The following is a 13,740-nucleotide window of genomic DNA, read 5'->3' on the forward strand; positions in this document are numbered from 1 at the left end:
GGCAGGCAGCAGCGGGGCCCGAGGGCCCCGGGTGCGTGCCCGCCGGGAGGGTGTGTCAGACCAGGGCGAGCCGGTCCACCAACAGCTCCACCCTCGACTCGGCGTCCTCGGGCAGCAGGCGGCCCGCTCGGGTCAGGGTCGCCAGGCCGTGCAGAGCCGCCCAGAACACCTCGGTGAACAGCCCCGGGTGGACGCCGTCGCCGGCGACCTCGGCGAGGCTCTCGAGCAGGGCGGCGAAGGCGTCCTTCAGCGGCTCGGGGGTGTCCTCCTGCGCGTACGCCAGGCCGCCGTCGAGCTGGAACAAGGCGTCGTAGACCGCCGGGTTGTGCTCGGCGAAGTCGAGATAGGCGCGGGCGAGGGCGGCGACCCGCTCGCGCGGGCCGGTCGCTCGGGAGGCCGCGGCACGCACCGCCGCGGCCAGCTCGGCGGCGCCTTCCAGGGCGACGGCGCCGATGATCGCGCGCTTGCCGCGGAAGTGGCTGTAGAGGACGGGCTGGCTGTATTCGATGCGCTCGGCGAGCCGGCGGGTGGTGACTGCGTCCCAGCCCTGCTGCTCGGCGAGTTCACGGGCTGTCGCCACGATGAGGCGCTCGCGCTCCGCCCGGTCGCGCTCCTTGCGTTCCTTTACCGACATGATTCGATCCTAGCATCGCTAGACAACCGAGCGTTAGTAGTACTAGCGTTGCCTCATCATCTAGCAACGCTAGCTCGGAGGGATCGTCATGCTCGACACACTCGAGGTCGTCACCACCGTCGTCGTCGGCCTGATGGTGGGGGTGGAGTTCTCCGTCGCCTTCATCATGAACCGGATCCTGGACGCGCTTCCCGAGGACAGCCGCCAGCTCGGCCACGCCCACGGCGGCCGGATGCTCGGCGCCCTGATGCCGGTCTGGTACATGGGCTCGCTCGTCCTCAGCGCGATCTGGGCCATCGCCGGATGGCACCACCACGGCGCCGGACTCGTCGTCACCGCCGCCGGACTGCTGATCGTCAGCGTGGTCATGTCGGTCCTGCTGCTCGTCCCGATCAACAACCGGAACAAGACCTGGACCCCCGAGAACCGGCCCGCCGACTGGAAGGAGCAGCTGCACCGCTGGAACCGCTACCACTACATCCGCGTCGCCGTCATCGTCGCCGCGTTCACCCTGCTGGTCGTCGCCCTCGCCTGATGGCACCGCTGCCCCGACAGGCACCGGTTCGCCCCTGCCGCTCAGATCCCACGACTGCGATCACGGCAAGCCGCGCCCCTCGATCGGCCGCGTTCACCCGGCCTGATCAGGCCCCACACGACTCGGCAAGCGCCACGAAGCTCACCAAGCCGACGAAGACCCGCATGGAGAAGAACGATGTCGCTGAAGAAGATCAACACCGTCCTGGCCGCCGTCTTCATCCTCTTCATACTCTGGTTCGGGACCGAGTACATCCTGAGCCCGGAGACGACGGCGCCGGGCTACGGCCTGCCGAGCTGGCCGCCCGGCGACGGCGACGGCTTCCTGATCATCAAGGGAATCCGCGACGTCGTCCTGGCCCTGGTTCTGGGCATCCTGCTGGTGACGGGTCACCGCCGGGCGCTGGGCTGGGTGCTGCTGGTGGAAGCACTCGCCGCGTACGGCGACATGGCCAACGTGCTGGCCCACCACGGCTCCGTGGCCACCGCGCTCGGCGTCCACTGCCTGACCGCGACACTGATGGTGGTCAACGGCCTGCTGATCATGCACGAGACCCGCAACGTCGCGGCCGCTCCGGAAACGCTCACCAGAGCGACTCATTGATCACGACCCGATACGCGCCCTAGACGGCCCGCTCCCGCCGGTACGCGCCCGGCGGGACCCCCACGATCCGGGTGAAGTGGCGGTTCAGGTGGGGCTGGTCGGTGAAGCCGACGGTGACGGCCGCCTCCGCCGGCGGGGTGCCCGCGTCGAGCAGCCGGCGGGCCCGGCGGACCCGGGCGTCGGTGAGCCAGGTGTGCGGCGGCATGCCGTACCGCTCCCGGAAGGCCCGCAGCAGCGCGAAGGGGCTCGTGCCCAGCTCCGCCGCGAGCTGCTCCAGCGACGGCGGGTCGGCCATGCGCTCCTGCAGGACGGCCCGGGCCGCCGCCGCTTCCGCGCCGCCCGCGCCCTGCACCGTACGGGAGGGCAGCGGGCCGGCGTGCCGGGTCAGCATCCGTGCCACCAGGCCCCGCAGCAGCGTGTCGGCGGCCAGAGCGTTCCCCGCCTCGGCGGCGCGGTGGATCTCGGTGATCGCCCGGGCGCCCTGGAGGTCGGCCACCATGTCGGCGGTGAAGCCGGGAGTGCCGCGCAGGGTGCCGATCTCGTCGGCGACCTCGACGATCAGGTCGCGCGAGGGGTAGAGGGTGGCGTACGCCCAGCCCTCGGGCACGCCGGCGCGCGCGGTGTGCGGCACCTCGGGGTTGATCAGGACCACGCTGCCCGGCCCGGCGCGCACGGAGTGGCCGGGCAGTCCTATCTCCTCGACGCCTCCGGTGACGGCCGCGATGACGTACCCGTCGTGCGCGTGGCGCGGGAAGGTGTGGCGCACGTAGCGGGCGCGCAGCAGATCCAGCCCGGGCAGTTCCGGGTACTGCCAGTGCCGGGCCCACTCCCGGCGCCCCTCGTCCGTCCCCATCCCCCCATTCTGCGCTCCGCCGCGCCCGCTCACCGACGCACGTTTCCCCAGGTCCGGCCCGTTGTCAGTGGCCGGGTGCACGATGGGGGCATGGCAGGCGCTGCGCTCGACTCGTTCTCCCCCGCGACCCGCTCGTGGTTCACGGGGGCCTTTCTCACGCCCACCACCGCGCAGGAGGGTGCCTGGCAGGCGATCGGGGAGGGCTCGGACGTGCTGGTGGTGGCTCCCACCGGCTCCGGCAAGACCCTGGCCGCGTTCCTCGCCGCCCTCGACCGGCTCGCCTCGACCCCGCCGCCCGCCGAGCCGAGGAAGCGCTGCCGCGTCCTGTACGTGTCGCCGCTGAAGGCCCTGGCCGTCGACGTGGAGCGCAATCTCCGCAGCCCGCTGACCGGGATCCGGCAGGAGTCCGTCCGTCTCGGCCTGCCCGAGCCGGACATCCGGGTCGGGATCCGCTCCGGCGACACCCCGCCCGCCGAGCGGCGGGCGCTGGCCACCCGCCCGCCGGACATCCTCATCACCACGCCCGAGTCGCTGTTCCTGATGCTGACCTCGGCCGCCCGGGACGCCCTCGCGGGGATCGAGACGGTGATCCTGGACGAGGTGCACGCGGTCGCGGGGACCAAGCGCGGCGCGCACCTCGCGCTCTCCCTGGAGCGGCTGGACGAGCTGCTGCCGCGCCCGGCGCGCCGGATCGGGCTGTCGGCGACGGTCCGGCCCGTGGACGAGATCGCCCGGTACCTCGCGCCGCGCGGCAAGGTGGAGATCGTCCAGCCGCCGTCGGCCAAGGAGTTCGACCTGTCGGTGGTCGTCCCGGTGCAGGACATGGGCGAGTTGGGCGGTTCCCCCGCGACCGAGGGCAGGGAGGGCGGTGACAAGCCCTCGATCTGGCCGCATGTGGAGGAGCGGATCGCGGACCTGGTGATGGCGCACCGCTCGACGATCGTGTTCGCCAACTCCCGCCGCCTCGCCGAGCGCCTGTGCAACCGGCTCAACGAGATCGCGTACGAGCGCGCCATGGGCGAGAAGCTGCCGGACGGTCCGCCCCCGGCCGAGATCATGGCCCAGTCGGGCGCCTCCCACGGCGCCCCGCCCCTGCTGGCCCGCGCGCACCACGGCTCGGTGTCCAAGGAACAGCGGGCGCTGGTGGAGGAGGACCTGAAGGCGGGCCGGCTGCCCGCCGTGGTCGCCACTTCCAGCCTGGAGCTGGGCATCGACATGGGCGCGGTGGACCTGGTGGTGCAGGTGGAGTCGCCGCCCTCGGTGGCTTCCGGGCTCCAGCGGGTGGGCCGGGCCGGACACCAGGTGGGTGCGGTCTCCACGGGGGTGGTCTTCCCCAAGTACCGCGGCGACCTGGTGCAGGCGGCCGTGGTCACCGAGCGGATGCGCACGGGTGAGATCGAGTCCCTGCGCGTCCCCTCCAACCCCCTGGACGTACTGGCGCAGCAGCTGGTCGCCATGGTCGCGATGGACACCTGGCAGCTGGACGACCTCCTCGCGCTGGTGCGGCGGGCGGCGCCCTTCGCGGCGCTGCCCGAGTCGGCGTTCACCGCCGTGCTGGACATGCTGGCCGGCCGCTATCCGTCGGACGCGTTCGCCGAGCTCCGGCCGCGCGTGGTCTGGGACCGGGTGGCGGGGACGATCACCGGCCGGCCGGGGGCCCAGCGCCTCGCGGTCACCTCGGGCGGCACCATCCCGGACCGCGGACTGTTCGGGGTGTTCCTCGCCGGATCGGACCCGAAGAAGGGCGGCGGCCGGGTCGGCGAGCTCGACGAGGAGATGGTCTACGAGTCCCGCGTCGGGGACGTCTTCACCCTGGGCACCACCTCGTGGCGCATCGAGGACATCACCCGCGACCGGGTCCTGGTCACCCCCGCCCCCGGGGTGCCGGGCCGGCTGCCGTTCTGGAAGGGCGACCAGCTCGGCCGTCCTCTCGAACTGGGCCGCGCGGTCGGCGCGTTCCTCCGCGAGCTCGGCGGCCTCTCCGACGAGGACGCGCGGCTGCGGCTGCTGGCGGCCGGCCTGGACGCCTGGGCCGCGGAGAACGTGCTGGCGTACCTCTCCGAGCAGCGCGAGGCCTGCGGCCACGTCCCGGACGACCGGACCATCGTGGTGGAGCGGTTCCGCGACGAGCTGGGCGACTGGCGGGTCGTGGTCCATTCGCCGTTCGGCGCGCAGGTACACGCCCCGTGGGCGCTGGCGCTGAGCGCCCGCCTCGCCGAGAAGTACGGCATGGACGCGCAGGTGATGCACGCCGACGACGGCATCGTGCTCCGCCTCCCGGACGCGGACCTGCTGTCCATGGACCTCCTGGACCACGACCCCTCGGGCCCGCCCGCCTTCGAGTTCGACGACGAGCAGGCGCCGCTGGGCGCGGCCGACGTGGCCTTCGACCACGGTGACATCAACCAGATCGTCACCGACCAGGTCGGCGGCTCCGCGCTGTTCGCCTCCCGCTTCCGCGAGTGCGCGGCCCGCGCCCTGCTGCTGCCGCGGCGCAGTCCGGGCAAGCGCACCCCGCTGTGGCAGCAGCGCCAGCGCGCCTCGCAACTGCTGCAGGTGGCGTCGGAGTTCGGCTCCTTCCCGATCGTGCTGGAAGCCGTCCGCGAATGCCTCCAGGACGTCTTCGACGTGCCGGGCCTGACCGAGCTGATGGGCGACATCGAGGCGCGCCGGGTCCGGCTGGTCGAGGTCACCACCCCGGAGCCCTCCCCCTTCGCCCGTTCCCTCCTCTTCGGGTACGTCGCCCAGTTCCTCTACGAGGGCGACTCGCCCCTGGCCGAGCGCAGGGCGGCCGCGCTGTCGCTGGACTCCCGGCTGCTGGCCGAGCTGCTCGGCCAGGCGGAACTGCGCGAACTGCTCGACGCGGAGGTGCTGGAGGAGCTGGAGCGGGAGCTCCAGTGGCTCACCGAGGACCGCCGGGCCAAGGATCCCGAGTCGGTGGCGGACCTGCTGCGCATGCTGGGCCCGCTGACACAGGACCAGCTGACCGAGCGCGGGGCGGAGCCGGCCTGGGCGGACGAGCTCGCCGCGGCCCGCCGCGCCATCCGGGTGCGGATCGGCGGCGCGGACCACTGGGCGTCGATCGAGGACGCGGGCCGGCTGCGGGACGCGCTGGGCACGGCGCTGCCCGTCGGTGTCCCGGAGGCGTTCACCGAGCCGGTCAAGGACCCGCTGGGGGACCTGCTCGCCCGCTACGCCCGCACCCACGGGCCGTTCACCACGGCCGCCGTCGCCACCCGCTTCGGCCTGGGCCCGGCGGTGACGGAGGGCGCCCTGCACCGGCTCGCCGCGGCCGGCCGGGTGGTCCAGGGCGAGTTCCACCCGGCGGGCATCGGCCAGGAATGGTGCGACGCGACGGTGCTGCGCCGGCTGCGCCGCCGCTCGCTGGCCGCGCTCCGCCAGGAGCTGGAACCGGTCCCGCCGACCTCGCTGGCCACCTTCCTCCCCCAGTGGCAGCACCTCGGCGGAGCCCTGCGCGGCCTCGACGGCCTGGCCCGGGCGGTCGAACAGCTCCAGGGCGCCCCGATCCCGGCCTCGGCGCTGGAGCGCCTGATCCTCCCGTCGCGGGTCAGCGGCTACTCCCCCGGCCTGCTGGACGAACTGACCACCGCGGGCGAGGTGGTCTGGGCGGGCGCCGGAGCCCTCCCGGGCAAGGACGGCTGGGTCTCCCTCTACCTGGCGGACGCGGCCCCGCTGCTCCTGCCCCCGCCGCATCCCCTGGAGCAGAGCCCGCTCCACCAGGCGGTCCTGGCATCCCTCGCGGGCGGGTACGGCCTGTTCTTCCGGCAGATCTCGCAGTCAATCCGCGCCGAGTTCCCCGAGGTGTCCGACCTGACGCTCTCCGAGGCCGTATGGGACCTGGCCTGGTCGGGCCGGCTCACCAACGACACCCTGGCCCCGCTGCGCTCCCTGCTGGGCTCGGGCCGCACGGCGGGCTCCACGGCCCACCGGGCCCGGCGCACCGTCCCCCGCGGCCGGTACGGCACGCTCAGCGCGACCGTCTCCCGTACGGGTCCGCCCACGGTCTCCGGGCGCTGGTCCCTCCTGCCCTCCGCGGCCCCCGACCCGACCCACCGGGCCCACGCCCTGGCCCGCACCCTGCTGGACCGGCACGGCGTGGTGACCCGCGGCGCGGTCGCCGCGGAAGGGGTGGAGGGCGGCTTCAGCGCGGTCTACCGCGTCCTGTCGGCCTTCGAGGACAGCGGCCAGGCCCGCCGGGGCTACGTGGTCGAGGGACTGGGCGCGGCCCAGTTCGCGATGGACGGCGCGGTGGACCGGCTGCGGGCCGCCGAGCGCACCCCGCCCCCGCTGGCGGCGGTGGTCCTGGCGGCCGCCGACCCGGCGAACGCGTACGGGGCGGCCCTGCCCTGGCCCGAGCCGCCGGCCGGGGCCACCCACAAGCCGGGCCGCAAGGCGGGCTCGCTGGTGGTCCTGGTGGACGGGGAGCTCACCCTGTACCTGGAGCGCGGCGGCAAGACCCTGCTGGCCTGGCCGGCGCCGGAGGACCCGCGGCTCGCGGCCGCCACGGCCGCGCTGGCGGCATCCTCCCGCGCGGGCACGCTCCCGTCCCTGACGGTGGAGCGGATCAACGCCGCGGCGGCCCTGACCTCCCCCCTGGGCCGGGCCCTGGAGGCGGCCGGATTCCACGCCACCCCGAGGGGTTTGCGCTTGCGTTCCTGACGGCTGCAAATGGTCTCGACTGTCCCGCACACGTCCTGGACATGTCACAGAACCGTTCCGTGCACCCCCTGAGCTGGCACCGGCGCTTATTCATCCCTTATCAAGATGATCACAGGCATTGCATTGGCGATGCACAGTCAGATTCACAGTCATGGGGGAGTAGAAGAGTGAGCACCATCAGCATGCGGAGCACCACCCTCGGCGCGGTCGGCCTGGCGGTCGCCGGAACCCTGGCCCTGACGGGCTGCAAGAACGGCAACGAGGAACTGCCCCCCGCGCAGCCGAGCGGGACCCCGTCGGCCGGCGCCCCGTCCCCCTCGGCCACAGCCCCGTCCGACGGGGGCAGCCCCAGCGCCACCGGCCCCACCACCGGCGGCAGCGAGGCCCCCGCCGGGGCGAACGGTACGGCGAAGTCCGGCCAGACCTTCAAGATCGGCGAGGCCGCGGAGATCCCGTTCAGCTACGGAAGCAACAAGGGCGGCCAGATCGCCCTCACGGTCACCGCGATCGAGCAGGGCAACCCGGCCGACCTGGACACGCTCAAGCTCGGCGACAAGGTGAAGGGGATGATCCCGTACTACATCCGCTACTCGGTCAAGAACACCGGCACCACGGACCTGTCGTACTCGTCCGTGACCCAGGTCAAGGGCCTGCTCGGGGACGGCACCGAGGCCCAGCGCGTGTCGATCATAGGAAAGTTCGAGAAGTGCCCGAACGATTCGCTGCCGAAGGGCTTCACCAACGGCCAGACACAGACCAGCTGCGCGGTGGCCCTCGCCCCGTCGGCCCAGACGAAGGTCACCGCGGCCGAGTACTGGGGCAACCCCTACAGCTACCCGAACAAGGGCCTCGTCTGGAAGTGACGAGCGGCCCCTCCGGCCCCTCCGGCCCCTTGAACCCCTCGCACCCCTCCTGACCAGAGAGCCCCTGCGGCCACACCCCGCCGCAGGGGCTCACGCCGTTCACCCGGACCGCCAGACCGCCAGACCGCCGGGCCCCGAACCGCCCAGGACCCGAACCCCCGCAGCCCCCGGCGGGCGACAATGGCCCCATGCCCGAAGGCGACAGCATCCGGCGCGTGGCGACCCGTCTCCACGCCGTCCTGGCAGGCCGCGAACTCACCCGCAGCGACCTGCGCGTCCCCCGCTTCGCCACCGCCGACCTCACCGGCCGCGTCACCCTCGACGTCACCCCCCGCGGCAAACACCTCCTCGCCCGTCTGGAGGGCGGCCTCACCCTGCACAGCCATCTCCGCATGGACGGTGCCTGGCGCGTCTTCTCCACCGGTGAGAAGTGGCGCGGCGGACCCGCCTACGAGATCCGTGCCGTCCTCGGCACGGCCGACCACACGGCCGTCGGCTACCGCCTCCCCGTGCTGGAACTGATCCGCACCGCCGACGAGGACCGGGCCGTCGGCCACCTCGGCCCCGACCTTCTCGGCCCTGACTGGGATCCCGCCCTCGCCGCCGCCAACCTCCTCGCCGCCCCCGAGCGCCCGCTCGGCGAGGCCCTGCTCGACCAGCGCAACCTCGCCGGGATCGGCAACATCTACAAGGCCGAGCTCTGCTTCCTCGCCGGGGTCACCCCCTGGACGCCGGTCGGCGCACTCCCCGAGGCGACCCTCCCCCGCCTGGCCGCCGCCGCCCACCGCCTGCTGGCCGCGAACACCGGCGAGCGGCCCGGCCCCCGCAACACCACCGGCAGCCGCCACCCCGGCCACGACCTGTTCGTCTACGGCCGCGCCCACCGCCCCTGCCTGCGCTGCGGCACCCCCGTCCGCCAGGCTCCCCAGGACGACCGCCCCACCTACTGGTGCCCCCGGTGCCAGAGCGGCCCGACCCGGTAGTCCCGCACGGGCGACGGCACGCGCTGGCCGACGGCACGCCTGGTTGACGGCACGCACTGGTTGACGGTCCGTCAGATCGAGTCGTACGGTCCCGGCATGCCCACACCCACAGCCTCGTACGACCTCACCGGCCGCACCGCCCTGGTCACCGGCGCCGCCAGCGGCATCGGCCGCGCCACCGCCGCCCTCCTCGCCGAGGCGGGCGCGCACGTGCACTGCGCGGACCGCGACGAACAGGGCCTCGCCGAGACGGCCGCCCTCGTCGCCAAGGCCGGCGGCGCCGCCACCGTCCACCCCCTCGACGTCACCGACCGGACCGCGCTCCGGGCGGCCGTCACCGCGGCGCGCCCGCTCGACATCGCCGCCGCCATCGCCGGGGTCATGCACACCAGCAGCGTCCTGGAGACGACGGACGAGGACCTCGACCGGGTCCTGGACATCAATTTCAAGGGGGTCCTGCACACCTGCCAGGAGGCCGCCCGGTCCATGATCGCGGCGGGTCGCCCCGGTTCCCTCGTCACCATGGCCTCGGGCGCCGTGGACGCCGCCCAGCCCGGCCTGCTCTGCTACAGCGCCGCCAAGGCGGCCGTCGTCCAGCTGACCAAGACCCTCGCCACGGAGGCCGGCCCGCACGGCATACGCGTCAACGCCGTCGCCCCGGGCTGGATCCGTACACCGATGACCGGCCGCCACGGCCGCGAGGTCCAGGAGCGGACCGAGGCGGCCATGGTCCGCATGTCCCCGCTGCGCCGGGTCGGCGAGCCCGAGGACATCGCCCAGGCGGTGCTCTACCTGGCCTCGGACGCCTCGTCCTTCATGACCGGCCAGATCCTTCGCCCGAATGGTGGAGTGTCGATGCCCTGGTAGCCCCGTCGCCCCTCTCGAGCCGGTCCGCCCTGTCGACCCTGTCGGCCCTGTCGGCCCTGTCGGCCCTGTCGGCCCCGGCAGCCGGCCGCCGCGCTCTCCGTACCGGCCCCGGCACGCAGTGCACCGGCAGCAGCCCCAGTCCCCAGCCGCCCACCGCCACCGCGCCCTCCACGGCCCCGGTCTCCGCGGGCACCAGCACCAGCCGCAGCACGGCCCACCACCACAGCGCCCCCACCGCCAGGGCGAGCGCCGACACCACAGGTATGCGCAGCAACCGCCGCACGGCCACCTCCCAGGGGCCGGGACCCGGACGGCCCCATCCTCCCGCACCCCCCTCGTGCCCGCACCCAGAACGGCCGGGAGCCCCGGCCGGTGCTTCCACACCGACCGGGGCTCCGGCCACACTCAAACACGCACGTGCTCGCTCACGCGGCTACGACATTCACCGCTTCCGCAGGCGCCTTGATGGTCACCCGCTCCGGTCCACCCGTGACCGAAGCCATGGAGACCGAATTGAGCATCGGGCGGACCGGCACACTCACCGGTTCGCTTGCCGCGGCCGACTGTGCCAGCTCGGCCAGCGACAGTTCATCGCTGACTTCGCGCATCAGCTCGGACATCCGTACGTCCAACGCGTCGCAGATCGCGGAGAGCAGCTCGGAGGATGCCTCCTTCTGCCCCCGCTCCACCTCGGAGAGATAGCCGAGCGAAACTCGGGCCGACGAGGAGACTTCGCGCAGAGTACGGCCCTGGCGCTGGCGCTGCCGACGCAGCACGTCACCCAGCAGGCGACGGAGCAGAATCATCGGTGGCTCCCTCCTCTGACCGTGTAGCCGCATCCTTCACGCCCCACCGTACCGCCTCGCGCCGCGGCCGTGCGGGGAGCGATGTCGTGTTCACTCAGGGCTGCAAACATCAAATCCCCCCGTTCTGTTCCGTATCCTGCCCCCGCGCATTCTCACGGAGTTGGTCTGAGAGAAGCTCGAGCACTGTCCGTGCACTCTCCCTACGGATTTCCGCCCGGGAGCCGTTCAACCGCAGACGGACCGTTTTCCTGCCCCCCGGACCGTCCACCGCGATGAAAACCGTTCCCACCGGCTGCCCGTCCTGCGGCTGCGGACCGGCCACTCCGGTGGTCGCGATTCCCCACGAAGCACCCATCACCCGCCGCACACCGGCCGCCATCTCCGCCGCGACCTGCGCGTTCACCGCGCCTTCGGCCTGGAGCAGTCCGGCGTCCACGCCCAGGACCCGGTGCTTGATCTCCGTCGCGTACGCCGTGACCGAGCCGCGGAAGGACTGGGAGGCGCCGGGCACGGCCGTGATCTCGGCGGCCACCATTCCGCCGGTCAGGGATTCCGCCACAGCGAGGGTTTGGTCACGTTCCGTGAGCAGCCGCAGTGCCTCCGCAGCCACATCCGTCACGCCGACCTCTCCGGCACCGGTTTCCGAGGCCGGAGAATCCCCCGCCGCGTGCGTCACCTCGCGGCCCGCTCCTCGGCTCGCTCCGCGGCGATACCCTGGCGGCGCAGCACGACGGCCTGCCGGATGTAGTCCAAACCGGTGACCACGGTCAGCACGACGGCGATCGCCATCACCCAGAAGCGCATGGTCGCCAGCGGCCCGGTCAGCGCGAGCACGTACATGCCCACTGCCGTGCCCTGGGCCAGGGTCTTGAGCTTGCCGCCGCGGCTGGCCGGAATCACTCCGTATCGGATGACCCAGAAGCGGAGCATCGTGATCCCCAGCTCCCGTCCGAGGATCACCCCGGTCACCCACCAGGGGAGGTCACCGAGCCAGGAGAGACAGATCATCGCCGACCCCATGATCGCCTTGTCGGCGATGGGATCGGCGATCTTGCCGAAGTCCGTGACCAGGTTGTACGTCCGGGCCAGGTGCCCGTCGAAGATGTCCGTGATCATGGCGACGGCGAACGCCGCCCAGGCCCAGGCCCGCCAGGCCGGGTCGTAGCCGCCCTCGGCGAGCAGCAGGAAGACGAAGCCCGGCACGAGCACGAGCCGGATCATCGTCAGGATGTTGGCGATGTTCCACAGGCTGGCCTGATTGACCGCCGCGGCCCCCAGCTTCGCGCCGGGTACGGGCCGGCGGCCGGTCCCGCCCGCCGCAGATGCCGGGACTCCGGTCATCCGGCCGCCTCCTCAAGATCCGCGCCCAGGGGCTCGGCCACCAGGTCCACACCGAGGGTGCCGACCACCTTTGCCGTGACGATACGCCCCGGGACCAGGCCCGTGCTGTCCGTGAAGACCACCTGGCCGTCGGTCTCGGGTGCCTGGTGCTCGGCGCGTCCGTAGGCGCCCACGCCGTCCTCGTCGACCTCTTCCACGGTCTCGACGAGTACTTCCAGGGTCTCCCCGATCCGCTCCTCGGCGCGCTGCGAGGTGAGCTCCTCGGCGAGCCGCTGCATGTGCGCGAGCCGCTCGGCGATGGTGTCCTCGTCCAGCTTGTGGTCGTAGGTGACGGCCTCGGTGCCGTCCTCGTCGGAGTAGCCGAAGATGCCGATGGCGTCCAGGCGCGCGTGGGTGAGGAAACGCTCCAGCTCCGCGAAGTCCGACTCCTTCTCGCCGGGGAAGCCGACGATGAAGTTGGACCGCACGCCCGCCGTCGGGGCCTTGCTGCGGATGTTGTCCAGCAGCTCCAGGAACCGGTCGGTGTCACCGAAGCGGCGCATGGAGCGCAGCACGTCGGGGGCCGAGTGCTGGAAGGACAGGTCGAAGTACGGCACGACCTTGGGGGTCGAGGTGAGTACGTCGATCAGGCCGGGCCGCATCTCGGCGGGCTGCAGGTAGCTGACGCGGACGCGCTCGATGCCGTCCACCTCGGCCAGCTCCGGCAGCAGGGTCTCCAGCAGCCGGATGTCGCCGAGATCCTTGCCGTACGAGGTGTTGTTCTCGGAGACCAGCATGATCTCCTTGACGCCCTGCTCGGCGAGCCAGCGGGTCTCGCCCAGCACGTCGCTGGGGCGGCGGGAGACGAAGGAGCCGCGGAAGGACGGGATGGCGCAGAAGGAGCAGCGCCGGTCGCAGCCGGAGGCCAGCTTGACCGAGGCGACGGGGCTCTTGTCCAGGCGGCGGCGCAGCGGGGCGCGCGGCCCGGAGGCGGGTGCGAGGCCGTCCGGCAGGTCGGCGGGGGCCTCCGCGACGGGTTCCTGGGCGTGGCCCGGGAGCGCCACCTTCGCGTCCTGGCGCGCCGACGGGCTGATCGGCAGCAGCTTGCGCCGGTCGCGCGGGGTGTGCGAGGCGTGGATGCCGCCGTTGAGGATGGTCTGGAGGCGGTCGGAGATGTCGGCGTAGTCGTCGAAGCCGAGCACGCCGTCGGCCTCGGGAAGCGCCTCGGCGAGCTCCTTGCCGTAGCGCTCGGCCATGCAGCCGACGGCGACGACGGCCTGGGTCCTGCCGTGATCCTTGAGATCGTTGGCTTCCAGGAGGGCGTCTACGGAGTCCTTTTTGGCGGCTTCGACGAAGCCGCAGGTGTTGACGACGGCTACGTCCGCATCGGCGGCGTCCTCGACGAGCTCCCAGCCATCCGCCGCCAAGCGGCCTGCGAGCTCCTCCGAGTCCACCTCGTTACGGGCGCAGCCAAGAGTGACAAGGGCGACGGTACGGCGTTCGGGCATGGACTCAAGACTACTTCGTCCCGGAGTCGGCCCCCGCCGCAAGTCCCCCTACACCAAGATCCCCGGGGTGCGGTGCAGCACCCCGGGG

General features: G+C 72.8%; 12 protein-coding genes. 6 read left to right on the forward strand and 6 right to left on the reverse strand.

The features are described 5' to 3' along the window. Nucleotides 1–55: 55 nt before the first annotated feature. Nucleotides 56–634, reverse strand: a complete 579-nt coding sequence (locus OG534_RS09710) for a TetR/AcrR family transcriptional regulator (RefSeq protein ID WP_326587691.1) — start codon at nucleotides 632–634, stop codon at nucleotides 56–58. Between the two features lie 88 nt (nucleotides 635–722). Here OG534_RS09710 and OG534_RS09715 point away from each other — a divergent pair, with 88 nt between their 5' ends. Both OG534_RS09715 and OG534_RS09720 read left to right on the forward strand, forming a co-directional pair. Continuing rightward, complete coding sequence (locus tag OG534_RS09715) at nucleotides 723–1,169, forward strand: DUF1772 domain-containing protein (RefSeq protein ID WP_326587692.1); 447 nt, start codon at nucleotides 723–725, stop codon at nucleotides 1,167–1,169. A 177-nt stretch (nucleotides 1,170–1,346) separates the two neighbouring features. Continuing rightward, on the forward strand, nucleotides 1,347–1,772 hold the full coding sequence (locus tag OG534_RS09720) for a DUF4267 domain-containing protein (RefSeq protein ID WP_326587693.1): 426 nt from the start codon (nucleotides 1,347–1,349) through the stop codon (nucleotides 1,770–1,772). A 19-nt stretch (nucleotides 1,773–1,791) separates the two neighbouring features. On the opposite strand, the gene OG534_RS09725 is transcribed toward OG534_RS09720, so the two are convergent. Then, nucleotides 1,792–2,625 (reverse strand): AraC family transcriptional regulator, encoded by an 834-nt coding sequence (locus tag OG534_RS09725; protein ID WP_326587694.1) that lies wholly within the window; start codon nucleotides 2,623–2,625, stop codon nucleotides 1,792–1,794. 90 nt (nucleotides 2,626–2,715) lie between these two features. On the opposite strand from OG534_RS09725, the gene OG534_RS09730 reads away from it, so the two are divergent. The 4 genes from OG534_RS09730 (at nucleotide 2,716) to OG534_RS09745 (ending at nucleotide 10,018) form a co-directional block, all read left to right on the forward strand. Next, entirely contained in the window at nucleotides 2,716–7,305 is a 4,590-nt protein-coding gene (locus tag OG534_RS09730; RefSeq protein WP_326587695.1) for an ATP-dependent helicase, read from the forward strand. A gap of 167 nt (nucleotides 7,306–7,472) precedes the next feature. Further along, a complete protein-coding gene (locus OG534_RS09735) occupies nucleotides 7,473–8,168 on the forward strand; it encodes a hypothetical protein (RefSeq protein WP_326587696.1) in 696 nt (231 codons plus the stop codon). A 188-nt stretch (nucleotides 8,169–8,356) separates the two neighbouring features. Beyond that, nucleotides 8,357–9,151 carry an Fpg/Nei family DNA glycosylase gene (locus OG534_RS09740; RefSeq protein WP_326587697.1) on the forward strand — a complete coding sequence of 265 codons (795 nt, stop codon included), beginning with the start codon at nucleotides 8,357–8,359 and terminating at the stop codon, nucleotides 9,149–9,151. A 96-nt stretch (nucleotides 9,152–9,247) separates the two neighbouring features. Next, a complete protein-coding gene (locus tag OG534_RS09745) occupies nucleotides 9,248–10,018 on the forward strand; it encodes an SDR family NAD(P)-dependent oxidoreductase (RefSeq protein ID WP_326587698.1) in 771 nt (256 codons plus the stop codon). A gap of 425 nt (nucleotides 10,019–10,443) precedes the next feature. On the opposite strand, the gene OG534_RS09755 is transcribed toward OG534_RS09745, so the two are convergent. From OG534_RS09755 to rimO, 4 genes are all read right to left on the reverse strand, one after another. After that, nucleotides 10,444–10,824: a helix-turn-helix domain-containing protein gene (locus OG534_RS09755; protein WP_030012484.1), complete on the reverse strand. Its 381-nt coding sequence runs from the start codon at nucleotides 10,822–10,824 to the stop codon at nucleotides 10,444–10,446. Between the two features lie 109 nt (nucleotides 10,825–10,933). After that, nucleotides 10,934–11,443 (reverse strand): CinA family protein, encoded by a 510-nt coding sequence (locus tag OG534_RS09760; protein WP_326593539.1) that lies wholly within the window; start codon nucleotides 11,441–11,443, stop codon nucleotides 10,934–10,936. Between the two features lie 53 nt (nucleotides 11,444–11,496). Next, complete coding sequence (gene pgsA / locus OG534_RS09765) at nucleotides 11,497–12,165, reverse strand: CDP-diacylglycerol--glycerol-3-phosphate 3-phosphatidyltransferase (protein ID WP_326587700.1); 669 nt, start codon at nucleotides 12,163–12,165, stop codon at nucleotides 11,497–11,499. Then, the gene (rimO, locus tag OG534_RS09770; RefSeq protein ID WP_326587701.1) at nucleotides 12,162–13,652 is read right to left on the reverse strand and encodes a 30S ribosomal protein S12 methylthiotransferase RimO; all 1,491 of its coding nucleotides are present in this window, start codon (nucleotides 13,650–13,652) and stop codon (nucleotides 12,162–12,164) included. Before rimO ends, pgsA begins: the two co-directional genes overlap by 4 nt. Nucleotides 13,653–13,740: the final 88 nt, after the last annotated feature.

The organism is Streptomyces sp. NBC_01294 (assembly GCF_035917235.1).
Lineage (GTDB): Bacteria > Actinomycetota > Actinomycetes > Streptomycetales > Streptomycetaceae > Streptomyces > Streptomyces caledonius.